This is a genomic window from Streptomyces sp. NPDC029151, assembly GCF_055564315.1.
Map to the genome: position 1 here is coordinate 350,201 of NZ_JBVHWQ010000008.1, position 26,433 is coordinate 376,633.

Below are 26,433 nucleotides of genomic sequence, written 5' to 3' on the forward strand. Positions count from 1 at the left end.
CGTCCGGCCCCGCGCCGCGCGACAGCCGGGGCCGGACGTGATGCGCTGGGGGCGTGCACCTCCTTCCCGTTCCCGTGCGGCGGTTCGCCGCGTGGTGTGTCGTGCTGCTGCTCGCCGCGGGCGTGGGCTGGGTGGGGGTGCGGCTGTGCGGGGAGCTGCGCACGGCCGTCATCCCGGTACTGCTCGCGCTGCTCGGGACCGCGCTGCTCGGTCCGTTGCACCGGCGGATGGTGCGGGCGGGGGTGCAGGCGTCGGTGGCGGCGGGGCTCACCTGTGTCGCCGTCCTGACCGTGGTGGGCGGCGCCGTCTACGTCGTCGTCGCCGCGCTCGTCGGCACCGGCGACCAGATCGTCTCCTCGCTGCGAAACGCCGCCAAGGGGGTCGCGCGGCACTTCGGGGCCGCCGGGACCGGTCTCGACGACCTCGCCGGCAACGCGCGCGAACTGCTGCGCAGGTTCGGCGGGACGGCCGTCTCCAACGTCATCAGCGGGGTCAGTGTCGTCGCCGAGTCCCTCGCCATGGCCGTGCTCGCGCTGCTGCTCGTCTTCTTCTTCCTGCGCGACTCCCACCGGGCCGTGGGCGCCCTGCGCTCGGTCGCGCCCGGCGGCACCGCCGACACCCTGGAGGCCATCGCCCGGCGGGCCTTCGCCGCGATGGAGGGGTTCATGCGCGGGACGACCCTCATCGCCCTGATCGACGCCCTGTGCATCACCGTCGGCCTGCTGGTCCTCCGGGTGCCCGGCGCGGTCGGGCTCGGTGCGCTCGTCTTCGTCGGCGCCTACATCCCCTATCTCGGCGCGTTCGTCTCCGGCGCGGTGGCCGTGCTGGTCGCCCTCGCCGACCGGGGTTTCGTGATCGCGCTGTGGGCGCTCGGGGTGGTGCTCGCGGTGCAGGTGCTGGAGGGGCACGTGCTGCAGCCGGTGATCCAGAGCCGGACCGTGCAGATGCATCCGGCCGTGGTGATGCTGGCGATCACCGCGGGCGCCTCCGTCGCCGGCGTCCTCGGCATGCTCCTCGCGGTCCCGCTGACCGCGGCGGCCTTCGGGGCCGTACAGGAGCTGAGAGAGCGCTACGCCGGCTCGTCCGGCGCCCCGGCCGCCGGGCCCCCGGTCTCGTAGAGCTCGAACCAGATGCTCTTGCCCTCGCCCCGGGGGTCCACCCCCCACGCGTCCGCGAGGAGTTCGATCAGCATCAGGCCGCGGCCGGAGGAGGCCAGCTCGCCGGGGCGGCGCCGGTGCGGGAGGTCGTCGCCGCTGTCGAAGACCTCCACCCGCAGCCGCCGCCCGCCCCCCTCGCCGACGACCTCGGCGAGCAGCAGCGCGTCGGCGTCCGTGTGCACCAGCACGTTGGTGATCATCTCGGAGACCAGCAGCACCGCCGAGTCCAGCTGGTCGGCCGAGGCCCAGTCGTGCAGCAGCTCCCGCAGGTGCTGGCGGGCCTCCGCGATCCGGTCCGGCTCGTCCTGCGCCACCGACAGCAGCGTCCGCCGCACCCGCGGTCGTACCGCGACGGTGTCGCCGCAGCCGCAGCCCTCCCCCGGCCGGCACAGCAGCAGCAACGCGATGTCGTCCTCGCGGCGGTCGGCCAGGGGGCCGGTGGTGTGGTGCGAGAACGGCCCGTGCACGGCCTGCACCAGCGTGTCCGCCAGGGACTCCAGGTCGCCCCGGTGGTCCTCCAGGGTCTGGCGGAGCCTGCGCCAGCCGCTCTCCAGGTCGTGGCCGCCGGTCTCGATCAGGCCGTCGGTGCACAGCATCAGCGTCTCGCCGGGTTCCAGGGTGAACCGGGTCGTCGGGTAGTCGGCGTCCGGGTCGATGCCCAACGGCAGCCCGCCCACCGTCGGCCGCATCATCACCGTGCCGTCCGCCATCCGGATCACCGGGTGCGGATGCCCGGCGCGGGCGATCTCCAGCCGGCCGGTGGGCGGGTCGGCCTCCACGTACAGGCAGGTCGCGAAGCGCAGGTCGGGCTGCGGGCCGGGGTGCCGGTCCGGGTGCGGGTCCGGGGGCGGGTCGACACCGGAGGCCTGCGTGATGCCGTGCAGGAAGCGGGAGGCGCGGGAGAGGACGGCGTCCGGGCGGTGGCCCTCGGCTGCGTAGGCGCGCAGCGCGATCCGCAGCTGGCCCATGAGGCCGGCCGCGCGCACGTCATGGCCCTGGACGTCCCCGATGACCAGCGCGAACCGCCCCGAGGGCAGCGGGATCAGGTCGTACCAGTCGCCGCCGACCTGGAGGCCGCCGCCGGTCGGGATGTACCGGGCGGCCACCCGCATCCCCGGGATCTCCGGGCCCAGCGAGGGGAGCATGGAGCGTTGCAGGCCCTCGGTCAGCTCCCGCTCGGACTCGGCCGCACCGGCCCGGGACAGCGCCTGGGCGAGCATCCGGGCGACCGTGGTCAGCACCGCCCGCTCGTCCGGGGTGAAGGCCACCGGGTAGGTGAAGGCGGCCATCCAGGCGCCCATCGTGCGTCCGGCGGCCGTCAGCGGCAGGAAGGCCCAGGAGTGGCGGCCGAAGACCCGGGCCAGCGGCCAGGTCGCCGGGTAGCGCTCCTTGTAGTCCTCCGGGGAGGACAGGTACACGGCCCGCCCGGTGCGGACGACCTCGGCGGCCGGGTAGTCGGTGTCCAGCGGCATGTCGGAGAAGGGGTTCATGTCGCCGGGCTGGTGCCCGTGCTGGCCGGTGATGGTCAGCCGGTCGCCCTGGACGCCGAAGACCACGAGCCCGTCCGGGGAGAACCCCGGCATCGACAGGCCCCCCGCCACCCGCAGCACCTCGGCCGTGGACCGGGCCTCCGCCAGCGCCCGGCCGGCGTCCAGCAGGAACGCCTCCCGGGAGCGCCGCCAGTCCCCGGTGACCGCGCTGCGGCCGGCCGCCGTGCCCGGGGCCGGCTCGGTCACCTCCTGGAGGGTGCCGATCAGTTCGTACGCGTGCCGCTCGGGGTCGTACGACGGTTTCGACCGGCTGCGGACCACCCGCAGGATCTCGCCCTCGCCGTTCATGATCCGGATGCGCACCTCGGCGAGGGTGCCCTCGGCGACGGCCAGCCGCACCACGCCGGTGATCTCGTTCCAGTCGACCGGGTGGAACCGGGCCCGGGTCTGGGCCTCGGTGAGGGTGGCCGGCTCCGCGGGCAGGCCGAGCAGCCGCGCCGCCTCCGCGTCCACGGTCACCAGTCCGGTGGCCGTGTCCCAGTGCCAGAGCCCGGTCGCGAGGGCGGCGAGGACGTCCTCGGTGGACGGCAGGGGCTCGCCGGTGCGCATTGCCCCACTTTAGGAAGACATGACCGGTGCCTGCCACCGTAGGCGGGCGGGCGGTAAGGGTGGGGACCCGAGCTGGGGGTGCCCGGTACCCTTGATGGGTCCGGGCCCCGTGCCCGTTCCCGCCGGTCCGCAGAGCCGGCAGGAGAAACCCCACCACGAAGGACGATGAACGACGATGCATCGGTACAGGTCCCACACCTGCGGCCAGCTCCGCGCCTCTGACGTCGGCACCGACGTCCGGCTGAGCGGCTGGCTGCACAATCGGCGCGACCTGGGCGGCATCCTGTTCATCGATCTGCGCGACCACTACGGCATCACGCAGCTGGTCGCCCGCCCCGGCACCCCCGCGTACGAGGCGCTGGACAAGCTCTCCAAGGAGTCCACGGTCCGCGTCGACGGCCAGGTGGTCTCCCGGGGAACCGAGAACGTGAACCCCGACCTGCCCACCGGCGAGGTCGAGGTCGAGGTCGCCGAGGTCGAGCTGCTCGGCGCGGCCCAGCCCCTGCCCTTCACCATCAACACCGAGGACGGGGTCAACGAGGAGCGGCGCCTGGAGTACCGCTTCCTGGACCTGCGCCGCGAGCGCATGCACCGCAACATCATGCTGCGGACGGCCGTGATCTCCGCGATGCGCCAGAAGATGGCGGCGATGGGCTTCAACGAGATGGCGACGCCGATCCTGTCCGCCACCTCCCCCGAGGGCGCACGCGACTACGTGGTGCCCTCCCGTGTGCACCCCGGCAAGTTCTACGCCCTGCCGCAGGCCCCGCAGCAGTTCAAGCAGCTGCTGATGATCTCGGGCTTCGACCGCTACTTCCAGATCGCGCCCTGCTTCCGCGACGAGGACGCCCGCGCCGACCGCTCGCCGGGCGAGTTCTACCAGCTCGACGTCGAGATGAGCTTCGTCGAGCAGGAGGACGTCTTCCAGCCGATCGAGAAGCTCATGACCGAGCTGTTCGAGGAGTTCGGCGGCGGCCGCCACGTCACCTCCCCCTTCCCGCGCATCCCGTTCCGCGAGGCGATGGCGAAGTACGGCTCCGACAAGCCGGACCTGCGCGCCAAGCTGGAGCTGGTGGACATCACCGACGTCTTCGAGGGCTCGGAGTTCAAGGCCTTCGCGGGCAAGCACGTGCGCGCGCTGCCGGTGCCGGACGTCTCCGGGCAGCCCCGCAAGTTCTTCGACCAGCTCGGTGAGTACGCCGTCGAGCAGGGCGCCAAGGGCCTGGCCTGGGTGCGCGTCGGCGAGGACGGCTCGCTGTCCGGCCCGATCGCGAAGTTCCTCACCGAGGCCAACGTGGCCGAGCTGACCAAGCGCCTCTCGCTGGCCCCCGGCCACGCCGTCTTCTTCGGCGCGGGCGAGTACGACGAGGTCTCGAAGATCATGGGCGCGGTCCGCGTCGAGGCGGCCAAGCGCGCCGGCCACTTCGAGGACGGTGTCTTCCGCTTCTGCTGGATCGTCGACTTCCCGATGTACGAGAAGGACGAGGAGACCGGTGGGATCGACTTCTCCCACAACCCCTTCTCGATGCCGCAGGGCGGCCTGGAGGCCCTGGAGACCCAGGACCCGCTGTCCATCCTGGGCTGGCAGTACGACATCGTCTGCAACGGCGTCGAGCTGTCCTCCGGCGCGATCCGGAACCACGACCCGGAGATCATGCTCAAGGCCTTCGAGATCGCGGGCTACGACCGGGAGACCGTCGAGGAGAAGTTCGCGGGCATGCTCCGCGCGTTCCGCTTCGGCGCCCCGCCGCACGGCGGCATCGCCCCGGGCGTGGACCGCATCGTCATGCTCCTCGCGGACGAGCCCAACATCCGCGAGACGATCGCCTTCCCGCTCAACGGCAACGCCCAGGACCTGATGATGGGCGCCCCGACCGAGCTGGACGAGTCCCGCCTGCGCGAGCTGCACCTGACCATCAGGAAGCCGCAGCCCAAGTAGCGAGCACCGCCTGTGCGCGCCGACCCGTCCTGACTCGCTCTCGACGATCGGCGCGCACAGCCGTCTCCGGGCTCGGTGACGGCTTGCGATACGAGCCGTCGGCGGTCCCGGGGGCGGCGGCGGTGGCCACCAGGAACCCACCGACGACAGCCGCTGCTGCGCGGCACCCGGCGCACCGACAAACGCGGGTACGTCACCTTCCGGACCGTCTTCCCCGGCTGGTACCAGGGCCGCTGCGTGCACATCCACGTCAAGGTGCACGTCGACGGCGCCTGGACGGACGCCGGGTACGAGGGCGGCCGCACCTGCCACACCGGGCAGCCGTACTCCACCCACATCGCGCGCGGGGTCCGGGCCCGCCTCACCCTGGGGGTGGCACCGGACGACACGCACGACGGCAGCCGACCGCACTCAACCGCCCTGCCCGCCCTGCTCACCCTGGTTCTCCCGCTCCTCCCGCTCCTCCCGTTCCTCCGGCTCGTCCGGCTCGGTGTCGGGAGAGGCGCCCTCCTCCAGGAGGCGTTCGGCGATGTCGTCGGACCAGTGCTGGGCCCAGGCGCGCAGGGCGGCGACGGCGGCCTCGTCCAGGCCGTACCGCAGGAAGTCCCGGTCGGCGTAGAAGTCCGTGCCGGTCAGACGGGACTGGAGGGTGGGCAGGTCGAACGGGTCGTGGGCGTGCCGACGGCCCAGTTCCTCCAGGCCGGGCAGGGAGAACCGGGCCGCGCAGGCGTGCGCGTCGATGAGGTCGACGGCCGCGCCACGGTCGTACAGGGCCCGGATCTTCGTACCGACGGCGTCCGCCAGGGAGAGCGCCGGGCCGTACGGGGTGAGTTCCGGCGGCTGCCAGAACGCCTCCTTGTGCAGCGCCAGCCCGCACTCCTCGCCGCTCGGCGGGTCCGTGACCGTCAGCTGCGCGGTGAGCGCGGTCACCGGGCCGGTCCGCACCCGGCGCCCCCGCGCCTCCAGGGCGGCCGCGACACCACCGGCGATGTGCTCCGTCGTCTCGCCGCTCTCGGTGGCGAGGTCCAGGTCGGCGTGCGGCCGGCGGAGGAGCCCGTGCGCTTCGAGGGCGTAGCCGCCGGCCAGCACCAGGCCGTACGGGCCGCCTGCCGGGACGACGTCCGCGAGGAGCCGGCGATGGGGTTCGGGGATGTCCACGGAAGGATCTTTTCCGGCTTCCCGCCCCCCATGCGGGACGCCCGACCGGGCCGGACGGAAAAATTCCGGCCGCGGCGGCAACGTCCGCACGGGCGGCGGCCACTGAGGAGGCGTAAGACATCATCGACAGACCTCCTTAAGGACTCCTCCGTGGCAGCTCCCTCCCACCGCCGGTCCCTCCGCGGGCGGCGCACCCTCGCCGTGTCCGCCGCCGTCGTGGCCGCGGGTGTCGGCGCCGGGGTGTTCGTGATGAACGCGAACGCCGACGCCGTCGACCTGTACCACCAGACCCTCGCCGCCAGGGACGGCTGGGCCGCCTCCGGTACGGGGACGACCGGCGGGGCGAAGGCCGACCCCGCGCACACCTTCACCGTCTCCACCCGGGCCCAGCTGGTGAAGGCGCTGGGCTCGGCGACCGACACCACGCCCCGGATCATCAAGGTCGAGGGCAGGATCGACGCCAACACCGACGACAGCGGCAAGAAGCTGACCTGCGCCGACTACGCCTCCGGCACCGGCTACTCGCTGTCGGCCTACCTCAAGGCCTACGACCCCGCCGTATACGGCCGCTCCAAGCTGCCCTCCGGCACCCAGGAGAAGGCCCGCGCCGCCGCCCAGGCCAGGCAGGCGAGGAACGTCGTCTTCAAGGTGCCGGCCAACACCTCGATCGTCGGCGTGCCCGGCAGCGACGCCGGGATCACCGGCGGCATGCTCCAGATCCAGAACGTGGACAACGTCATCGTCCGCAACCTGGCCTTCTCCGCCACCGAGGACTGCTTCCCCCAGTGGGACCCCACCGACGGTGACGACGGCAACTGGAACTCGAACTACGATGCGGTCACCCTGCGCGGCGCGACCCACGTCTGGGCGGACCACAACACGTTCACCGACGCGCCCCGCTTCGACAGGGCGAACCCGAGGTACTTCGGCCGCGAGTACCAGATCCACGACGGCGCCCTGGACATCACCAAGGGCTCCGACCTGGTGACCGTCGAACGCAACCGGTTCACCGACCACGACAAGACCATGCTGATCGGCTCCAGCGACACCGACAGCGCCGGCAAGCTGCGGGTGTCGATCCACCACAACGTGTGGAAGGGCATCGTCCAGCGCGCCCCGCTGACCCGCATCGGCCAGGTCCACCTCTACAACAACCTGTACGACACGACGACCGTCGACGGCTACGCGCCCCTGTACAGCATCAACTCACGCGCCAAGGCCCAGGTCGTCGCGCAGGCCAACTACTGGACGGTGCCCTCGGGCGGCAAGGTCGCCAAGCTGCTCAGCGGCGACGGCACCGGCTCGGTCGCGGGCAGCGGCAACCTGGTCAACGGCACGGTCACCGACCTGGTCGCCGCGTACAACGCCGCGAGCTCGAAGAAGATCAGGACCACGGTCGACTGGACGCCGACGCGCACCGCCGGCCTGGAGACCTCGGCGAAGAACCTGCCGGCGGAACTGGCGAACACGACGGGGGCGGGTGTGCTGAAGTAACGCCCCGGACGGCTGTGAGGGCCTGCTCCTGCTGAAATGGCGGGGCTCGTGAAACAGGGGCAGGCTCAAAACCCCAGGTAGGTGATCTGGACGACGTAGACCCGCTCGCTCCGGACAACGACCTGGTACGTGAACATGCCACCCGGCACGATGACGTCGCCACTCCGGGGATCGAGACCTTGGTGGGCTCGGCCGTGGACGTGAAAGGCTTCAGCGGCTCTCACCAGTTCGTCCGCCTTGGCTGCCACCTGGGTGAGGAAGTCGGTGGGTGCCGAGCGCGCGGCTTCCTCCGCTCCAAAGGCGTACTCCCACTTCCAGCTCAACCGCGTACTGCCTTCATGGCTTCGTCCAGTACGGCGGTCAGCTCCTGGAGAGCTGCTTCGGCGAGAACGGGATCCTCGTCCTCCAGCATGTTCTGCGCGCGCTCGAAGCGGGCGGACAGCTCGGGACGGCGGGCGATCTCGATGTCCCGGGCCCAGCGGAGAACCCAGCTCTGCACGGGACTCAGGGACTGCCACTCGACCGCCTTGGCGAACGCCTCGTCCTTCGAGGCCTGCATATCCGCGAGGCGTCCCGGAGCCAGGACGGCGAGTGCCGCGCGCAGGGCGTCGGGTGTCTGCTCAGGTCGGGGGATCAGCTCGCGTCCGTGCTCGGGCAGTGTGCTCATGGTGTCCTCCAGGAGTACCCCAGCCACACTATCCGGCACGGCGGGGCCGAGCGTCCACGTGCTCATCCGGCCGGGCTCGGCTCGGCGCGGCAGTCGCGGCAGCGGCCGGGAGCCGGCGCCCGGAAGGCACGCTCGCAGCCGTCGCAGGTATGGAGGGGGAGGCGCGGCCCAAGGGCTGGAGAGGCCGGGGGCCGGAACGGTGGCGGCGGCGGGAGCTGAGCGGTCAGGCGGTGGGCGAGGAGGGCCGCCGGGCGGATCAGGGGCTCGTTCGGCAGGTTCGCGGTCAGGGCGTGGCGTACGGCGGTGGGGGTGAGGTCGCGCTCCAGCCAGGCGGCGACGCCCGGGGCGAGGTGTTCGGCGTCGGTGGCCGAGAGGAGCAGGCGGGGGTCGTGGCGGCGCAGGCCGGCGAGGACGTCGACGGCCGTCTGGAGGAGGACGGGCGAGGGGTACGACGGCTGCGGTACGGCCGGGAGTCGCTTGCGAGGCGCCGGGTCGTCGGGGGACTCGCGCCGGGCGGGCCTGCGGGTAACCGTCTCCCGGGCGGCGCGGTGACCGGGCCGGTTGCAGGAGACCGTGCGGGTGACGATCCGGCCGGTGGGGGTGCGTTCGCGGGTACGGCGCAGGTAGCCGTGGCCCTCCAGCTCCCGCAGGGCCGCTGCGATGCGGGTGGGGCCCTCGGGGAAGCGGGCGGCGAGGGTCTTGATGTCGACCGCTGTGCCCGGCCGCACCGACTGGATGTAGCAGGCCAGTCCGATGGCGAGCAGGGACAGCTCCGGGTGCTGGGCCAGGTCGTTGCCGATCACCGTGAAGTTCTCGGTGTGCCGGACGTGGTCGTGGGCGACGCCGGCGACCGGCTGCCCGTCGAGGTGCTTTTTGCCCGGGATACGGGACTGGGCGGGCATGGTCGCGCTAGGGTTTTCGGTGTCCATCGGGAAGCCCTACTTCCTCGGTGGTCAGGCCCTCGCACTGGGATGCCAGTCCCGGCGAGGGCCGTCGCATGTCTGGGGGTTGCTCGGGTGCCGCTGTCGCCGAGCGTAGGGCAGACAACCGGTCCCCGATCCAGTCCAGTTGGCATATTCACTCGCGGGAGTGAGTTTGCCCGGCGGGAGGGAGGGGTGGGGCTTGGCGGGGTGCTTTCTCCCCGGTGGGTAGTGCATAGGGAGCGCAGGTCGGACCGGCGATCGGGCGGTCAGGTTCCGGCGCGGGAGGCAGCAGCACGCGCACGGTACGGCAGAGGGCGCCGGGCACGGTGTGCTCGGCGCCCTCGGGGGTGCTTCAGGGCATCGGTGCGGCGCGGTCAGGCGGGCTCGCCGCCGAAGCGCTCCTTGTACGTCTCCAGGTCCTCGTCCGTCAGCTTGGCGAACAGGACCGGCGGGACCGCGAACGGGGTGCCGGACGGGACCGAGGCCAGGGCCTTCGCCTCGTCCCGGGTCACCCAGGCGGCGGTGTCGTCCGGCAGGGAGAACGCCTCCCGCATGGTCTTCGCCGTCGCCGGGATGAACGGCTCGGAGACCACCGCGTACAGGTGGATCAGGTTCATCGCCGTACGCAGGGTGAGGGCCGCGCCGTCCTTGTCGGTCTTGATCTCCAGCCAGGGGGCCTTCTCCTCCAGGTAGGAGTTGCCGGCCGACCACAGGGCGCGCAGGGCCGCGGCGGCCTTGCGGAACTGGAGCGCCTCCATCTGCGACTCGTACTCCGCGAGGAGTTCGGCGATCTGCTCGCCGAGCCGCGCCTCGGCCTCACCCGGCTCGCCGCCCGCGGGGACCTCCTCGCCGAAGCGCTTCTTGGAGAAGGACAGCACGCGGTTGACGAAGTTGCCGAGGGTGTCGGCCAGGTCCTTGTTCACCGTGGCGGTGAAGTGTTCCCAGGTGAAGGACGAGTCGTCCGACTCGGGGGCGTTGGCGATCAGGAAGTAGCGCCAGTAGTCGGCGGGCAGGATGTCCAGGGCCTGGTCGGTGAAGACGCCCCGCTTCTGCGAGGTGGAGAACTTGCCGCCGTAGTACGTCAGCCAGTTGAACGCCTTGACGTAGTCGACCTTCTTCCACGGTTCGCGCACGCCCAGCTCGGTGGCCGGGAACATCACCGTGTGGAACGGGACGTTGTCCTTGGCCATGAACTCGGTGTAGCGGACGGTGTCGTCCGCCTCGTACCACCAGGACTTCCAGTCCCGGTTCTCCGGGTCCTGGTCGGCCCACTCCTTCGTCGCGCCGATGTACTCGATCGGGGCGTCGAACCAGACGTAGAAGACCTTGCCCTCGGCCGCCAGCTCCGGCCAGGTGTCCGCCGGGACCGGGACGCCCCAGTCCAGGTCGCGGGTGATCGCCCGGTCGTGCAGGCCCTCGGTCAGCCACTTGCGGGCGATGGAGGAGGCGAGCTGCGGCCAGTCCGCCTCGTGCCGGGCGACCCACTGCTCGACCTCGTGCTGCAGCTTGGACTGGAGCAGGAAGAGGTGCTTGGTCTCGCGGACCTCCAGGTCGGTGGAGCCGGAGATCGCCGAGCGCGGGTTGATCAGGTCGGTCGGGTCCAGCACGCGGGTGCAGTTCTCGCACTGGTCGCCGCGGGCCTTGTCGTAACCGCAGTGGGGGCAGGTGCCCTCGACGTAGCGGTCCGGCAGGAAGCGGCCGTCGGCGGGCGAGTAGACCTGGCGGATCGCGCGCTCTTCGATGAAGCCGTTCTCGTTCAGCTTGCGGGCGAAGTGCTGGGTGATCTCGCGGTTCTCCGGGCTGGAGCTGCGGCCGAAGTAGTCGAAGGCCAGCGCGAAGCCGTCGTAGACCGCCTTCTGGGCGTCGTGCGCCTGCGCGCAGAACTCGGCGACCGGGAGACCCTGCTCCTTGGCGGCCAGCTCGGCGGGGGTGCCGTGCTCGTCGGTCGCGCAGATGTACAGGACGTCGTGGCCGCGCTGGCGGAGGTACCGGGAGTACACGTCCGCCGGGAGCATGGACCCCACCATGTTGCCCAGGTGCTTGATCCCGTTGATGTACGGAAGGGCGCTGGTGATGAGGTGTCGAGCCATCGGGGGCTGCTCCCAGGTCGCTACGTGTACGAACCTTGAAATCGTAGCCGACGTGTGTATGCCGCCCGCTTCCCGTTTTACGGGGTGAGAAGCGGGCGGCGCGGGGTCACGGGCGCCAGGAGGCCAGGACTCCGTCGTACAGCTCGGTGTCCGTCAGCTCGCGGGGGGTGGGGCCCGCGTGGAAGAAGGACGTGTTGCCGGTCTTCAGCTTGCGGAGGTAGTCGAAGGCCTTGTTGTCGTGCTCACCGAAGGCGACGAAGGAGAAGAACACGGAGGGGTGGTTCTCCGCGGCCTCGGTCAGGGCCTGGGTGGCGGGGGTCTTCGCGTCCGGGGCGCCGTCGGTCTGGAAGACGACGAGGGCGGGTGCGGTGGGGGCGGCGTTCTCGCGGTGGTGGGCGAGTACGGCGTCCACGGCGGCGTGGTAGCTGGTACGGCCCATCCGGCCGAGGCCGGCGTGCACGTCGTCGATCCTGCTCTCGTGGCCCGGGTCGAGGGTGAGGTCGGTGGTGCCGTCGACCTCCGTGGAGAAGAAGACGACGTGGACCGTGGCCTCGGGGTCCAGATGGGCGGCGAGGGCGAGGGTCTGGTCGGCGAGGGCCTGGGCGGAGCCGTCCTTGTAGTACGGGCGCATGCTCGCGGAGCGGTCGAGCACCAGGTAGACCTTGGCGCGGGTGCCGGTGAGGTCCGTCTTCCTGAGGGCGGCCGTGGCGGCCTTGTAGGCGGTGGTGAGGGCGGGGGTGCGGGCCTTGACCTTGGCGAGGGTGGTCGCGGGCTTGGCCTTGACCGCCTCGGCCTCGCCATCGGTGTCCGGGGTCCCACCCGTACGGGTTTCGTCGCCGGGCGCGGACGACCCCAGGGGGGTGTCCTCGCCGTCGGCGCCCTGCGGAGCGGTCGCCGCTGCGGTGGGCTCCGCCTTGGCGTCAGCGTCCGCGGTCGTCGTTCCGGTGGGCTCCGGTGCGGCGTCGGGCTCCGCGGTGGTTGCTGCGGTGGGTTCCGGCTTCGGGTCGGCTTCGGCGGTGGTCGCTGTGGTGGGTTCCGGCTTCGGGTCGGCTTCGGCGGTGGTCGCTGTGGTGGGCTCCGCCTTCGCGTCGGGTTCCGCGGGCACCGGCTCGGGAGCGGTCGCGGACTCGGCCGGGTGCGTGTCGGGCGTCTCGTTCGTCGACGGGCCCGGGGCGGGCGCGGCCGTCTCGGGATGCTTGTCGGCCGGGGCCGGGGTCTCGGCCTCCTCCGCGTCGGTTGCGGCGTCGGCGTGCTCCGCCCGGCTCGCGTCCTCCTCGGCCTCCGCCGGAACCGTCGCCTTCGCGGTCGGCGCCGTGGGCTCCTCCGTGGCGGGGACCGGCTGCGCGGGTTCCTCCTCCGTCTTCGGGCCGGCCGTCGTCGCGGCGGCTTCCCCGGCCCCGATCCCGGCCTCGGCAGCCCCTCCGGGCTTCTCGCCGGTCACGCCGGTCCCGTCCTCGTGCCCGGCCTCGGCCGCGGTGGTCTCCGCGGGCCTCTCGTCGTCCTCGGCCTCGGCCGCGGTGGCCGGCTCGGGCCGGGGCTCGGCCGCAGCGGTGCCCTCCGGCTTCCCGCCGGTCCCGGCCTCGTCCTCCGCGCTGGCCGGGGCGGTGTCGTCCGGGTCGGGGTCGGGGACCTGGACGTTGGCGAACGCCGCTGTGACCAGTTCGTGTTCGGAGGAGGCGGGGGACTGGCGGGGTTCCGGTACCGCCGGGGCGGGGGTCGGCGGTTCCGGCGTCTGGGGCGCACCCTCCGGCTCGGTGGCTCGGGGTTTGCGTGAGCGGCCGAATGCGTTCCGCAGGAGAGTGAGAATGCCCATGTGCGCAACCCTTCGCGTGAGGTTGTAACCCGTCAATCGCTGGCCAGGACGGACACGTAAGGTTAGCGGCCCCGCGTCGCCGGACCGCGTCAGTGCGGAGACGTGATGGCCCGGGCGGCGGCGACCTCCTGGCGGAGGGGTTCCAGGACGCTGCCCGAGGGGCCCGTGAGGTCGGTGCGGACGGCTGTCAGCGACTCGGACCGTCGTACGCCCTCGGACAGCTCGCGCAGCTGCAGGGCCACTTGGGAGACCTCGCCCGTGGACGGCGGCACCGCCCCGTGGCGGACGCGGACGCGGGCCGCCGTCGTGGCGTCCACGATGCGTTCGACGGCGACGACCAGCGGCCACCAGGCCGCGGCGCGCCGGCCGGTCGGGGGCGGTTCGGTCAGGGCCCGCTGGAACTCCGTGCGGATGACGGACAGGTCGCGGTAGAGGCGGCGGCGCATGCGGGCCCGGGCCGCCGGTTCCGTGGACGGGCCGAAGGCCGCCTCCACGTAGGCCGCCGTGTCGGCCACCGCGTCGGCCAGGCGGTCGCCGACCCGTGTGTGCCAGCTCTCCGGCCACAGGAGGTAGCCGGCGATCAGGGCGACCCCGCAGCCCAGCAGGGAGTCGGTCAGCCGCGGGAGCAGCAGTGCCGTCCCCTGGTGGTTGAGGATGTCGGAGAGGAGGAGGATCACCGGGGTGATGGCCATCGTCTGGTGACCGTAGCCGCGGGGGGTCAGTGCCGGGATCAGGGGGGCCAGGAGGAACAGGGCCGGGACGTCCCACCAGCCCAGGGGGACCTCGGCCAGGACCACCGCCGCGACCACCAGGCCGGCCACCGTGCCGAGCGCGCGCAGCAGGGCGCGGGAGAAGACCGAGCCGAAGTCGGGTTTGAGGACGAAGGTGATGGTCAGGGCGACCCAGTAGGAGCGCGGGACGGGGACCAGTGAGACCAGGGCCTGGGCGATGCCGATGCAGACCGCCAGACGGACGCCGTAGCGCCAGGAGTTGGCGGACAGGACGACGGTGCGGGCGGCGCGGGCCGTGCGGATGCCGAGCGCGGCCGGCCGGCCCAGCCGGTCGTCGATGCCCCGGGGGTCCACGTCGGGGGCGATGACGACCTCGGCCGCGTGCCGCAGGGCGTGGTCCACCGCCCGCCCCGTCTCCGTGGTGGGCAGGGGGAGGCGCAGGGGCGGGAGCGGGGGGCCGGTCCCCTCCACCGACCGTGCCAGGTGACGTACGGCCTCCGGGATTCGCTCGGGGAGCGGGCGGGCCGCCAGATGGGCCGCGGGGGCCGCCTCGATCACCGGGGTGATCGCGTTCAACTGGGCCAGCAGGCGGGTGAGTTCGCGGCTGCGGCCGTGGTGGCGGGCGCGCCGGGCCAGGATCAGGTCGTACGACTCGTTGAGGGACTGGGTGACGGCGCGCCGGGCCTCCTCGTACGGCCCGGTGCGGTCGGTGCCGGCGACCGCGAGGAGGGCGGCGACCGTGCGGTACGTCGCGGCGACCGCCGTCCGTTCGGGGACGCCCGCGCGCAGCGGCCAGGCCAGCAGGGCCAGCAGCAGGACCAGGAGGCCGCCGCCGGTCATCAGGGCGGGGGCCAGCCACCAGGGGGAGGGGAGCGGGAGGCCCGCGCCGACCACGCAGTTCAGCAGGAGGAGCAGACCGGAGACCGAGGCGACCGCGCCGATCGTCGAGATCATCCCGGAGAGCAGGGCGACGCCGGTGAGCAGGGCCACCGCGTACCAGCCGTGGCCGTACGCCAGCGTGCCCAGGGTCACTCCGACCGCGCCGAAGAGCTGCGGTACGGCGATGTTGAGGATGCGCATGCGGTAGGCGTCGGCGGTGTCGCCGATGACGCCGGACAGGGCGCCCATGGAGGCGAGGGCGCCGTAGGCCGGGCGTCCGGCGGCGAGGCCGAGCGCCAGGGGGAGGGCCATCGCGAGCGCGGCGCGCGCGATGGCGGCCCAGTTGACGGGCGCCTGCTGGGGTGTGAGGTTCCGGACCAGCCAGTCGGGAGGGGTGAGGCCGATGGGGAACTCTCGTGGCATGCGCCCATTATGGATTGTTCGGCTGAATTCGGGTCGTGGCCGCCGGTGCGGGGGACGCGTCCGCCGGTGCGCTGTTCACGTCCGTCCGTGCAGCGTGAGGTCCACCACCAGGGCCCGGTGGTCGCTGCCGGCCACGCGCGGGAAGCGGACGCCGGTCGCGGTGAAGTCCCGGGAGACGAGCACGTGGTCGATCTGGGCGCCGATGACGGAGGCGGTGCGCGACGGCCAGCTCGGGGTGCGGTCCTGGCCGGCGAGGCGGGCCGCGTCGGACAGGCCGGTGTCGAGGATGTGCCGGAAGGCCGCGTGGTCCTGGGAGGCGTTGAAGTCGCCGGCGAGGATCGTGGGGGTCCGGCCACGGGTGGCGGCGAAGACGCGCAGGCGGGCGAGTTCGCGGCGCCAGAGGGTCACCCGTCCCGGCAGCGGGGGCATGGGGTGGGCGAGCTGGAGGCGTACGGCGTGGCCGCGTACGTCGGCGACGGCGCCGGGCATGCCCATCGTGCCGGGGACACCTGGGGCCGGGGCGAGGGGGTGGCGGCTGAGGATGAGCGAGCCCTTGGAACCGTCCCCCTCGACGGTCCGGCGGTGCGGGTAGTCGGCCGCGAACTCCCCTTCCAGTGCGGCCCGGCAGCGCGCGTCGCACTCCTGCACGAAGACCACGTCGGGGTTCCGGCCGCGGACGACCGGGACCAGGGCGGCGGTGCCGTGCCCGAACTCTACGTTGGCGGTCAGTACGCGCAGCCGGGCGAGCTGCGGGCCGTCGGCCTCGTCGACCGTGCCGTACGGTTCCCCGTACCAGGCGAGCAGGCCGAGGACGGCGACGCCCCAGACCAGGCCCGTCCACCAGCGGGTGAGCAGCGCGCACAGCAGGGCGAGGCCGGCCGGCGCGAGCAGCCAGGGGAGGAAGGCGAGGAGCTGGGGCACGGGGGTGATGCCGTCGCTGTCGGCGACCCGGCAGCCGACGACCGCGCTCACCCCGGCGAGCAGCAGCCCGGCACACCAGGTGCCGAGCCTGCGTCCGGAGCGCTGGGTCACGGGGCGAGCCTACGATCGTCCGGCCGGCGGCGCCAGAAGATCACCCGGAGCCCCGGAGCCCCGGAGCCCCGGAGTCCCGGAGTCCCGGAGTCCCGGAGTCCCGGAGTCCCGGAGTCCCGGATCGCCGGAGCCCCGGAGCCCCGGCGGTCCGGCGGCCCCGCGGCCCGGCGGGGGACGCGGTGCTCAGCGCTTGGTGGTGCTGTTGAACAGCGAGCGCGACCAGACGTAGCCGGCCACGGTGATGCCGGCGCACCAGGCGAGGGAGATCCAGCCGTCGTTCCCGATCGCGGTGCCGCAGAGCAGACCGCGCAGCGTCTCGGTCATCGGCGTGAAGGGCTGGTTCTCGGCGAACCACCGCAGGCCCGGGGACATGGACCCGGCCGGGACGAACGCCGAGCCGAGGAAGGGGAGGAACTGGATCAGCAGGGGCTTGTTGCTGGCGGACTCGACGGTCTTGGAGATCAGGCCGAGCGCCACCGAGAGCCAGGTCACCGCGAAGGCGATGGCCGCGAGGAGGCCGGCCGCCGCCAGCCACTCCAGCGGGGTCGCCCCGGAGCGGAAGCCGACGGCGAGCGCCACGCCCATGACCGGGACCATGCACACCATCGTCTGCACGACACTGCCGATGACATGCCCCGTCATGAACGACGACCGCGTGATGTCCATCGTCCGGAACCGGTTGATGATGCCCTCGGTCATGTCGGAGCAGACCGCGATCGAGGTCGACATCGAACCGGCGGCGACGCCCATGATGACGATGCCGGGTGTCAGGTACTCCAGGTAGGCGTCCCGGCCGCCGCCCATCCCGGCGCCGATCGAGTCGCCGAAGGCGTACACGAAAAGCAGCAGCATCAGGATCGGCATCATCGCGCTGCCGAGTCCCACGGACGGATAGCGGATCGCGTGCTTCAGGTTGCGCCGGAGCATCGTCATCGAGTCGTGCACGGCGTAGGTGAGGGTGCTCATCGCGGGGTCTCCTTGACGTGAAGCGCGGAGTCGGCGGTGCCCTCGCCGGTGAGGGCGAGGAACACGTCGTCGAGGTCGGGGGTGTGCACGGAGAGGTCGGCGGCCCGGACGCCGGCGGCGTCGAGCCGGTCCAGCAGGCCGCGCAGCGCGTCGAGGCCGCCGTCGCCCGCCACGCGCAGGAGGAGGTTCTCGTCGTCCCGGGCCGCGCCGGGGAAGACGGCCGACGCGCGCTCGTAGGCGGCGGGCTCGGTGAACCGCAGCCGCACATGGCTGCCGGGGATCCGCGCCTTCAGCTCGTCGGCGGTGCCCTCGGCGACGATCCGGCCGCCGTCGAGCACGGCGATCCGGTCGGCCAGCTGGTCGGCCTCCTCCAGGTACTGGGTGGTGAGGAAGACGGTGGTGCCGCCCGCGACCAGCGTGCGCACGGTGTCCCACATGGTGCGGCGGCTGCGTGGGTCGAGCCCGGTCGTCGGCTCGTCCAGGAAGATCACCTGGGGGTCGCCGACCAGGGTCATGGCGATGTCGAGCCGGCGCCGCATACCGCCGGAGAAGGTCGCGGCGCGCTGGTGCGCGACGTCCGCGATGCCGAACCGCTCCAGCAACTCCCGGGCACGGGCCCTGCCTTCGCGCTTGCCCAGCCGCAGCAGGTCGGCCATGAGGAGCAGGTTCTCCTCCGCGGTGAGCAGGTCGTCGAGGGCGGCGAACTGCCCGGTGACCCCGATCGCGGCGCGTACGCCGTCGGGTGAGCGGGCGACGTCGTGGCCGGCCACCTGGGCCTGTCCGCCGTCGGCGGCGACGAGCGTGGACAGGATCTGCACGGTGGTGGTCTTGCCGGCGCCGTTCGGGCCGAGCAGTGCGAACACGGTGCCGGCCGGGATGCGCAGATCGATGCCGTCGAGCACGGTCTTGTCGCCGTACGACTTGCGCAGGCCGACGACGGAGACGGCGGCGGGCGGCTGCGCACCCGACCGACTTGGCGCGGGCATGACAGAAGAAGGCATGGGCCCTCCCGTTCGAAGGCTGGAGTGGGTGGAGGGGTGAGGAGTGGAGAGAGGAGGACGAGAGGGGGCGAGGGGGAGGGGTGCTCAGAGGCGGGGGCGGCGGATGTCGATGTTGCCGTACCGGGTGCGGGCGCGGATCTTGACGGTGTCCTCGGTCTCCCCCGGGGTCTCGGACGCGGTGAGGGAGTTGCGCACCTGGCCGGCGTCGGAGCTGACGTCGAGCCAGGCGGCCGTGCCCTCGCGGACGCCGACCTCGATGGCGCCGTAGGAGGTCTCCAACTGGACGGAACCGCGGGCCACTTCGCCGACGCGCAGGGTGCCGTGGGCGGTGGTGGCGGTGACCGAGTCCTCGGCGCGCCGGATCTCGATGTCGCCGTTGGCGCCGTTCACCCGCAGGTCGCCGGTCGCGGCGCCGACGGTCGTGGTGCCGTGCGAGTTCTTCAGGACGGCGGGACCGTCGAGGAGACCGACGCGCAGGCTGCCGGAGCTGGTGGTGATCTCGGCCGCGCCCTCGACGCGGTCCACGGTGATCGTGCCGTGCGAGGCGGTCAGCGTGACCGGACCGGTCGTGTCGAGGCGGACGTCACCGGCCGAGGTCTTCACCCGGACCTCGCCGAGCCGGCCCTCGCCGACCACCTGCGTCCAGGCACCGGTCGCCTCGACACGCGAGCCCGTGGGCAGGTCGATCGTCACGTCGACGGTGCCGGTGCGGCCGAACAGGCTGGGCTTCGGCGTCCGCACGGTCAGGGCGCCGTTCGCGTACGTCACCTCGGTCTGGTCGGCCGTCCGCACGTCCAGGTCCTTCTTCGGGTCGCGGGGGCGCACCTCGACGACGGTGCCGGGGTGGTCGCCCGCGGTGAAGTGGAGGGAGCCGGCGTCCACGCGCGCCGTGACCGAGATCGCTTCGGGAGTGTCGAAAGAAGGCATGGCTGTCCCGTCCTCTTGGCTCTTCGGGGCGTCCTCGCTGGTGGGACGCGGTGTGGGTGGAGTGGTGCGGGTGAAGGGATGCGGGGTGCTGTGGTGCGTGCGGGTGATGGCGCGGTCAGCGCACCCAGCCGGTGAAGCTCTGGCCGACGCTCTGGGTCTTCTCCGCCGTGCGCGGCCGGGCGCCGCCCTCGACCGCGGCGGACACGGCGCGCACCAGCCAGGCGTTGACCGACAGCCCCTCGCGGGCCGCGGCCTCCTCGGCGCGGGCCTTGAGGTGGGCCGGAAGACGCAGGTTCACGCGGGCCGTGCCGCCCTCGTCGCCCTCGCCGGGCGCCGGTGCCGGAGCCGGGGCCCGGAACGGCTCGGCGGCCGTCTCGCCGGGACCGCCGACGGGCGGCGGGGTGACCACGAAGTCGGGGTCCAGGCCGCGCAGCCGTACGTCGACCGAGCCGGGGGCGAGTTCGCGGGTGATCTCGTCCATCGCGGCGGAGAGCACGTTGAGCAGGGTCAGACGGGTCGCCGACTCCAGTGGCGCGGTGAGCCGCTCGGCCAGCTCGCGGGCGTCTTCCCCGCCGGCTTCGGCGGCCACCGCGAGTTCGCGGCGGAGGGTGTCGACATAGGGCGTGAGGTCCATGACGCCATAATGGCACCATCGTGACGCCATGCGCAAGGCTCGCGGGTGTCCGGTCAGGAGCAGAATCGGCCTGCCACCCCTTGACCTGCGGAAATGTGGGTCAGTGTCGCGGTACATCGCTGAAATGGGGTGGCGCCAGATGGCGTCACGTGACGCCGCACGGCACCGCATGGCATCGCATGACGCCGCATGGCACTACATGGCGCCACGCCGATGCCACGCGATGTCGACTGGTGCCAACACGGTGGCGGGCGATCCTCAGATCCGGGCCCGCGTCGGCGCCGGCCCCCTGGCGGGTGACGCCGCCGGGGAGTCCTCCCGCCGGCGCGCGGGCCGGGGCGGGCGCAGCCGACGGGTCAGCCGGACGGTGAGGGCCACCGCCGTGCCGAGGCCGAGCAGCAGCCACGCCGTCGTGCGCAGGGTGCCGGTCAGGGCGTCGTAGACCGCGCCCGCGGCCGGGTGGGACACGCCGGCCGGCAGGTCGGACAGGGTGAGGCTGCGGCCGACGGCGAGGGCGAGGACCAGCAGGGCGCCGCCCAGGGCCGTGCCGAGGGCGGTGGCGGTGACCGCGCGGCGCCGGCGTACGGCGAACGCGATCCCGCCGACGGCGAAGGCGACGGCAGCCACGGGCAGCCAGAAACCGGCGACTTCGAGCACGTGGAACCCCTTCCGCAGGGTGGTCAGCCGGTCCGCCGGGAGCACGGCGACCGCGGTGTGCTCCACCGGGATCCGCGCGGCCAGCGGTACGTGGTCACGGGTGAGCTGGCGTTTGACCTGGGCGGTCACGGGGGCGAGGTCGACGGTGACGGCGCGCGCGTCCTCGGCGCGCAGGGCACGCAGCACGGCGTCATGGGTGACCCGGTTGCCGGTGTCCCAGGCCAGCCGGAAGGCCCGGGTGTGGGTGAAGGAGCGGACCGCGTCGTGGACGAACGGGCGTACCGAGCCGCGCAGCGGGCGGACGTCGAGGTGCTGGTCCACCGCGCGCAGGATGCCGTCGCCGACCGTGTCCACCACGGCCTCCCGCACGGCCGGGTCGGCGGCGAGCGGCGCCATCGTGGTGACGTACCGGCCCGTGTCGGTGAGCCCGTACGCCGCCCAGGCCGCCAGCGCGCCGAACGGCACGAGGAGGCAGGACAGGACGATCAGCACGGCCGACAGGGCGCTCCGGAGACGTGAGGGCACGTTTCCAGGCAAGGGCCCCGGAGGCCGGTGCGCGAGCGGGGCGACTGCGTTCGGGCGGCCCTCCGGTGGAGGGATCACCCCAACGGGTGTTTCCTGGTGCTGGGGGGACGGAAGTGGCCGAAGTGCACCACTCGTGCGGACGGCCACGTGGGGAACCGGGGAAACAGGGGAGCGCGTGGGTCCCGGCCGGCTCGGCCGGGACCCACGCGTACCCGTGTCCCGCGCGACGGGGTCCTTCCCGCCCGCTCAGCGGATCCGGCGCCCGGACGCGTCCTCCCGGGTGTAGTAGCGGTAGAAGAACACCGCGAAGGTGACCGCCGACACCAGCACGGACATCAGCACCGACCGCACCACGTCGCCGTGGGGGCCCAGGCCGGCGCCCTGGGTGGCGAAGAGACTGCCGCTCTGGCTGTAGAGGAAGCCGAACGCACAGCCCACGAACGCCGTCCACAGCAGGGCGTGCACCTCCCGCGGCATCCGCGGGGCCAGCGTCAGCAGGGCCGCGCACAGCACCGCGAACACCGCCGCGCTGACGAAGCCGAGCACCAGGTTCCCGCCGGTGACCGGGCCGCCGGCGCGGTCGTTGGCCGCCACCCAGTAGCCGTAGACCAGGCCCAGGACGACCGGGACGGCCAGCCGGGCGATCCGGTGGGTGCGGGCGTCGAAGACGTCGGGTGTCCGCCGGACGATGTCGGACGACCGGCGCTCCACCTCGGGCGTGCGGCCGGGCCGGGACATTCCGCCGGGCGCGGGTGCCGCTTGAGCCATGGGAGCACTCCTTCCTCTCGCCCGGGGCACGCCCCGCTGCCGGGGCCCCTCCCTGGGCACGTTTCCAGGGCACACCGGGTGCCCGGGCCCGGCAACTCGGCCGGACCGGGTCACGAGTGCCCGGATGCGGGCGGATCTCTCCCGTGATTCGCTGAGCTTCATGGAGGACTGCCGGCCGTGACGGAGATGGAGTACGGGCGGCGCCGCAGGCTGCTGCGGGTCGGCGGGCGGAGCGTCGCCTGGCTGCCTCCCCTGGCCCTGCTCGCCGGGATCATCCTGCTGGACTTCAGCACCGGCGAACAGTTCCGGATCATCACCTGGATCGTCCTGGTCCCGGGCATCGCCGCCGCGATCTGCGGAGTGTGGACGACGGCCGCCTACAGCGTCCTCTCGGTGGTGACGTACGTCCTCGTGGACAGCGCCTGGCCGGACCAGTACAAGGCCGGCTTCGGCGACTTCCTGCTGGTCGCCCTGGGCGGCGCGCTGGCCACCATCGCCTCGGTGGTGCGGGTGCGCCAGGAACGGGAGGTCCTGCACATCCGGGACATCGCCGAGACCACCCGGCGCACGGTGCTGCGCCCGCTGCCGCCGCGCTGGGCCGGTCTGGAGCACGCGGGGGTGTACCTGGCCGCCGACGTGGACGCCCGGGTCGGCGGCGACTTCTACGACATCCAGCCCGGCCCGCACGGCACCCGGGTCCTGGTCGGCGACGTGCAGGGCAAGGGCCTCGGCGCGGTGGAGGCCGCCGCCGCGCTGCTCGGCACCTTCCGCGAGGCCGGCTACCACGAGAAGGACCTCGCGACCGTCGCCGCCCGTCTGGAGACCCGGATGCTGCGGCACCGCTCGCACACCGCGGCGCTCGGCCGGGCCGACGGCGACCGCTTCGCCACCGCCGTCCTCATCGGCTTCCCCGAGGACACCGCGGAGGCGATCGACGTCGTGAACTTCGGCCACGAGCCGCCGCTCGCCGTCGGTCCGCGCGGGGTCCGCGAACTGCCCGGCGGCGAGGGGGTGCCGCTCGGCCTCGGCGAGCTGGCGGGCGGGCTGCCGCCGGTGCGCCGGGTGCCGCTGGCCGCCGACGAGACGCTGCTGCTGGTCACCGACGGGGTGACCGAGGCCCGTGACGGGACGGGCGCGTTCTTCCCGCTGGTCCGCGAGGTCGCCCGCGCGGTCGGCGCCGACCCGGGCCGCTCCCAGCCCCGGCGCCTGGTCCGCCGGGTCCGCGACGGCGTGCTGCGGCACAGCAAGGGCCGGCTGGAGGACGACACCACGATCTTCGCGGTGCGGCGGACGGACACCGGGGACGGGCCGGGCGCCGGGGGCGAAGACCACGAACAGGGACGTTTGCGGTCCTGAGGCACCGCCGTGCGGTGGCAGCGGCTACGGTGCTGGCTGGAGACCGGATCTACGGGACAGGGGGAGCACGATGCCCGGAACCGTGCTGTTGCTCGCGGCCTCGCCGCTGGGCCGGGCGCGTCTGGTGGACGCGGCGGGTGTCCTGCCGGTGCTGGCCGCCGTCGCCCCCGCCGTGCTGTCCGGCACCGACACCGCGAACGTGGTCGAACTCGCCGACCCGCTGGAACCACAGGCCGTCCTCACCCGGCTGCGCGCCGCCGCGGCCACGCCCGGCCCGCTCACCGTCTACGTCACCGGCCAGCTGCACCTGGACCGCCGCCAGCACCAGCCCCACCTGGCCCTGGCCCGCACCACCCCGGCGACCCTGCGCTACACCGCGCTGCCCTGGCACTGGATCCGTGAGGAACTCCGGCTGCGCTCCGCCGCGGACACCGCGCTCGTGGTCGACCTGCACGCCGACGCCGAGGCCTGGCGCCACCTCGCCGAGCGGGGCCTCGACTGCGGCCGCACCACCGCGGTGTACGGCCGTGTCGCCCCGGCCACGGGCCGGCGGGGCCTGGCCGAGCCGGCGTACATGAAGACGGTGGCCACCCTGCTGAGAAGCGGCCACCGGCCTCCGCTGGAATCCCTGCACCAGCAGGCGCTGGCCCGGATCGCGGAGGGGACCAGGGGCGACCTGCTGCTGTCCGGCGTGGGCGGTGTCGTCCCGGCACCGGCTGCCGGGAGCGGGCCCGCGGCCGTGCCGGCACCGGCTTCCGGACCCGGCGCCGTCCCGGCCGGACCGCAGGGAGGCGATCCGCACGCCGGGATCGCGGCCGCCGTACGGGCCGGGCGGCACACGGAGGCCGACGGGCTGGCGGCCCGGCACGAGGCGGAGGCCGTGCGGGCGTACGGGGCGGTGTCCGAGCACGCGTTGCACTGGAGCGAGGTCCGGGCCGACCTGGCGATGTTCGCGGGGGACGCGGCGCGCAGCTGCCGGATGTGGCTGGGGGTCGCCGAGGCGCGGCTGGCCGCCGGGCAGGCGGGGGACGCGCCCGCGGTGGAGGCGGCCGTGGACCGCGCCCACCACCAGTGGGCCTGTATCAAGGACACGGCGCGGGCCCGTGAACTCGGGCCCGCGCTCGCCCGGTTGCGGCTCAGGGTGCCCGGCCGCCGGCAGGGCGCGCTGGAGAACGTCCAGCGGCAGCTGCGCCAGCTGCAGGGCACCCCCTAGTGCCTACCGGGTGAAGGTGAAGTACTTCCAGGCGCCGTGCGTCGTGGAGTTCACGGTGTCACCGGAGGCGCTGTTGATGTACGACGAGCGGACCCGGAAGCGCCAGCCGACGTCCTCGCCGTGGTCGCCGGTGATGGTGACCCGGGAGACGCCGTCGGAGCCGAGCTTGAAGTACGCGGGGTCGCCCGGGTACCAGCGGCCCTGGTAGTACACCTCGAACTCGAACTTCTGCGCCCGGCCCGGGTAGTAGGGCATCTTGGTCGTGATCAGCGGGTTCTTGGTCTTGTGGAAGAAGTAGTACGTGTGGCTCCACGTGTACTTCGACTTGTAGTGGTTGCCGACCGACGTGGCCACGCTGACCCGGGCGCCGACGGTGCTGGCGGCGGACGCCGAGGTGTAGCGGGAGTCGCCCTTGAACTTCGCGGTGACCTTGGTGTCCCGCTTCAGGTCCAGGGTGACCGAGAGGTTGCCGTCGGAGTTGACCTTGCCGGACTTCACCAGCTTGTTCGGCTTGTCGCCGCCGAACGGGTCGGCCCAGATCTCGACCGTGCGGTTGGTGTACGTCTTGCCGAGGTGCGCGGTGAACCTGACGTCCTTGCCGTACGCGTACACCTTGCCGTCGTTGTCGACCGTCAGCGCCGGCTTGGCGCGGGAGACGTCGACGGAGTCCGAGCCGGAGGCCGCCGCGTGGCCGGCGTCACCGGCGTAGGACACGGTGTACGTCACCTTGCCGCCGGAGGGCGGGGTGTCGGTGAAGGAGAAGGTGCCGTCGGCCTTGGTGACCGCCGCCGCGAGGGCCTTGCCCTTCGGGGACTCCAGGTCGGTGCGGGTCACGGCCAGCTTGGTGCCGGCCGGAATCGCCGTCTTGGAGGCGACCTTGCCCTTGACGGTGAGCCGCTTGGCGCGGGCCGCGGTGGCCGGCGCGTCCACGGTGACCGTGCTCGCCGCCTTGGTGGGCGCGGTCAGGACCCGCAGGGAGTACACGCCCTGGCTGTTGCTGGTCACCGCGAACAGCCGGGAGGCGTCCGGGGCCCAGGCCAGACCGCCGCGGGCGAGCAGGTCGGAGCCGCTGGAGGTGCCGGTGTTCGGGAAGTCGTAGCTGCGGACGGCCTCGCTGCTGCCGGGCTTGAAGATGTAGACGTCCGGCTCGTAGGAGCCGTCGATGCCCGCCGCGACCGTGCCGTCCGGCGCGATGGCGACGGAGTTCGGGTACGCGTCCGTGACGTACTTGCCGTCCTCGTCGAGGTCGGACGTGCGGAACACCTGCTGGTAGTAGGGCGCGCCGCTGGCCACCACGACGTCCTTGCCGTCGGGGGTGACCTGGAGGTCGCCGAGGTTGCTGCCCGCCTCGCGGGTGCTCGCCACCTTCGCGGCGGTGCCCGACGAGACGTCGTACGAGGCCAGTTCGACCGGGCTCTGCTCGACCGCGCCGGCGATCAGGGTGCTGGAGCCGGGCGCGGCGTCCAGCAGCGGGGCCTGGTACCAGTCGCCGTCCTGGTCGAGGGTGACCTTGTGGTCGTCGGCGGAGAGGTCGACGGAGCCGATGTTGCCGTCGGCGGCGCCGCCGTAGCCGAACCACAGCCTGCCGCCCGCGAGGGCCACGCTGAGCGGCTTGTCACCGACCTCGTACCGGGTGGTCTCGGTGTCGGTGGCGGTGTCGAAGACGGCGATGGCGTCGAGGTCCTGCACGGCCGCGTAGAGCGTGCCGGAGTCGGCGGACAGCTCCAGGCCGTGGACGCCGGAGAGGTTGGTGTCGAGCTGCTTGAGGTACTTCCCGGCGAAGTCCGTCACGACGATCTTGCCGTTGAGCGGATCGCTGATGAAGACCTGCCGGTGGACGGCGTCCACGACGATGTCACCGGTCGTCCTGACCGGCAGGACGGCGGTGGAGTCGGCGGACGCCGGAGTGGCGGCGAGGGCCGCCGAGCTGAAGAGGACCGCCAGGGTGGTGGCCGCCGTGAGAGAGCGCTTGCGCACGCTG

21 protein-coding genes are annotated in these 26,433 nt (G+C 73.0%); 5 read left to right on the forward strand and 16 right to left on the reverse strand.

From position 1 onward, the window contains the following. Nucleotides 1-53: 53 nt before the first annotated feature. On the forward strand, nt 54-1,118 hold the full coding sequence (locus ACZ4VF_RS28755; RefSeq protein ID WP_467929554.1) for an AI-2E family transporter: 1,065 nt from the start codon (nt 54-56) through the stop codon (nt 1,116-1,118). On the opposite strand, the gene ACZ4VF_RS28760 is transcribed toward ACZ4VF_RS28755, so the two are convergent. Then, nucleotides 1,070-3,256 carry a SpoIIE family protein phosphatase gene (locus ACZ4VF_RS28760; protein ID WP_467929555.1) on the reverse strand — a complete coding sequence of 729 codons (2,187 nt, stop codon included), beginning with the start codon at nt 3,254-3,256 and terminating at the stop codon, nt 1,070-1,072. The two genes, ACZ4VF_RS28755 and ACZ4VF_RS28760, sit on opposite strands and share 49 nt — an antisense overlap. 175 nt (nt 3,257-3,431) lie before the next feature. Here ACZ4VF_RS28760 and aspS point away from each other — a divergent pair, with 175 nt between their 5' ends. Then, entirely contained in the window at nt 3,432-5,195 is a 1,764-nt protein-coding gene (gene aspS, locus ACZ4VF_RS28765) for an aspartate--tRNA ligase (protein WP_467929556.1), read from the forward strand. A gap of 411 nt (nt 5,196-5,606) precedes the next feature. Here the strand turns inward: aspS and ACZ4VF_RS28770 are convergent, their stop codons facing one another. Then, nucleotides 5,607-6,353: a hypothetical protein gene (locus ACZ4VF_RS28770; RefSeq protein WP_467929558.1), complete on the reverse strand. Its 747-nt coding sequence runs from the start codon at nt 6,351-6,353 to the stop codon at nt 5,607-5,609. A gap of 150 nt (nt 6,354-6,503) precedes the next feature. Here ACZ4VF_RS28770 and ACZ4VF_RS28775 point away from each other — a divergent pair, with 150 nt between their 5' ends. Next, nucleotides 6,504-7,847, forward strand: a complete 1,344-nt coding sequence (locus ACZ4VF_RS28775) for a pectate lyase family protein (RefSeq protein WP_467929559.1) — start codon at nt 6,504-6,506, stop codon at nt 7,845-7,847. A 65-nt stretch (nt 7,848-7,912) separates the two neighbouring features. Here ACZ4VF_RS28775 and ACZ4VF_RS28780 read toward each other — a convergent pair whose 3' ends face one another. From ACZ4VF_RS28780 to ACZ4VF_RS28840, 13 genes are all read right to left on the reverse strand, one after another. Further along, nucleotides 7,913-8,170 (reverse strand): hypothetical protein, encoded by a 258-nt coding sequence (locus tag ACZ4VF_RS28780; RefSeq protein ID WP_467929560.1) that lies wholly within the window; start codon nt 8,168-8,170, stop codon nt 7,913-7,915. Next, a complete protein-coding gene (locus ACZ4VF_RS28785) occupies nt 8,167-8,514 on the reverse strand; it encodes a hypothetical protein (protein WP_467929561.1) in 348 nt (115 codons plus the stop codon). The genes ACZ4VF_RS28780 and ACZ4VF_RS28785 overlap by 4 nt, the downstream gene beginning before the upstream one ends. Nucleotides 8,515-8,576: 62 nt before the next feature. Continuing rightward, complete coding sequence (locus tag ACZ4VF_RS28790; protein WP_467929563.1) at nt 8,577-9,443, reverse strand: helix-turn-helix domain-containing protein; 867 nt, start codon at nt 9,441-9,443, stop codon at nt 8,577-8,579. Between the two features lie 368 nt (nt 9,444-9,811). Further along, nucleotides 9,812-11,527 carry a methionine--tRNA ligase gene (gene metG / locus ACZ4VF_RS28795; protein WP_467929564.1) on the reverse strand — a complete coding sequence of 572 codons (1,716 nt, stop codon included), beginning with the start codon at nt 11,525-11,527 and terminating at the stop codon, nt 9,812-9,814. Between the two features lie 106 nt (nt 11,528-11,633). Beyond that, entirely contained in the window at nt 11,634-13,340 is a 1,707-nt protein-coding gene (locus ACZ4VF_RS28800; RefSeq protein WP_467929565.1) for a VWA domain-containing protein, read from the reverse strand. An 89-nt stretch (nt 13,341-13,429) separates the two neighbouring features. Continuing rightward, nucleotides 13,430-15,373 (reverse strand): FUSC family protein, encoded by a 1,944-nt coding sequence (locus tag ACZ4VF_RS28805; protein ID WP_467929566.1) that lies wholly within the window; start codon nt 15,371-15,373, stop codon nt 13,430-13,432. Between the two features lie 75 nt (nt 15,374-15,448). Next, nucleotides 15,449-16,405 (reverse strand): endonuclease/exonuclease/phosphatase family protein, encoded by a 957-nt coding sequence (locus ACZ4VF_RS28810; RefSeq protein ID WP_467929568.1) that lies wholly within the window; start codon nt 16,403-16,405, stop codon nt 15,449-15,451. A gap of 183 nt (nt 16,406-16,588) precedes the next feature. Beyond that, on the reverse strand, nt 16,589-17,371 hold the full coding sequence (locus ACZ4VF_RS28815; RefSeq protein ID WP_467929570.1) for an ABC transporter permease: 783 nt from the start codon (nt 17,369-17,371) through the stop codon (nt 16,589-16,591). Further along, the gene (locus tag ACZ4VF_RS28820; protein ID WP_467929571.1) at nt 17,368-18,357 is read right to left on the reverse strand and encodes an ATP-binding cassette domain-containing protein; all 990 of its coding nucleotides are present in this window, start codon (nt 18,355-18,357) and stop codon (nt 17,368-17,370) included. The genes ACZ4VF_RS28815 and ACZ4VF_RS28820 overlap by 4 nt, the downstream gene beginning before the upstream one ends. Nucleotides 18,358-18,456: 99 nt before the next feature. Beyond that, nucleotides 18,457-19,299 carry a DUF4097 family beta strand repeat-containing protein gene (locus ACZ4VF_RS28825; protein ID WP_467929572.1) on the reverse strand — a complete coding sequence of 281 codons (843 nt, stop codon included), beginning with the start codon at nt 19,297-19,299 and terminating at the stop codon, nt 18,457-18,459. A gap of 115 nt (nt 19,300-19,414) precedes the next feature. After that, nucleotides 19,415-19,933 carry a toxin-antitoxin system HicB family antitoxin gene (locus ACZ4VF_RS28830; protein WP_467929574.1) on the reverse strand — a complete coding sequence of 173 codons (519 nt, stop codon included), beginning with the start codon at nt 19,931-19,933 and terminating at the stop codon, nt 19,415-19,417. A 258-nt stretch (nt 19,934-20,191) separates the two neighbouring features. Then, the gene (locus ACZ4VF_RS28835; RefSeq protein WP_467929575.1) at nt 20,192-21,115 is read right to left on the reverse strand and encodes a hypothetical protein; all 924 of its coding nucleotides are present in this window, start codon (nt 21,113-21,115) and stop codon (nt 20,192-20,194) included. 246 nt (nt 21,116-21,361) lie between these two features. Beyond that, complete coding sequence (locus ACZ4VF_RS28840; protein WP_467929577.1) at nt 21,362-21,883, reverse strand: hypothetical protein; 522 nt, start codon at nt 21,881-21,883, stop codon at nt 21,362-21,364. A 186-nt stretch (nt 21,884-22,069) separates the two neighbouring features. Here ACZ4VF_RS28840 and ACZ4VF_RS28845 point away from each other — a divergent pair, with 186 nt between their 5' ends. Further along, entirely contained in the window at nt 22,070-23,239 is a 1,170-nt protein-coding gene (locus ACZ4VF_RS28845; RefSeq protein ID WP_467929667.1) for a PP2C family protein-serine/threonine phosphatase, read from the forward strand. Between the two features lie 70 nt (nt 23,240-23,309). Further along, on the forward strand, nt 23,310-24,452 hold the full coding sequence (locus ACZ4VF_RS28850) for a hypothetical protein (RefSeq protein WP_467929578.1): 1,143 nt from the start codon (nt 23,310-23,312) through the stop codon (nt 24,450-24,452). 3 nt (nt 24,453-24,455) lie between these two features. Here ACZ4VF_RS28850 and ACZ4VF_RS28855 read toward each other — a convergent pair whose 3' ends face one another. Continuing rightward, nucleotides 24,456-26,429, reverse strand: a complete 1,974-nt coding sequence (locus ACZ4VF_RS28855) for an Ig-like domain repeat protein (RefSeq protein ID WP_467929579.1) — start codon at nt 26,427-26,429, stop codon at nt 24,456-24,458. Nucleotides 26,430-26,433: the final 4 nt, after the last annotated feature.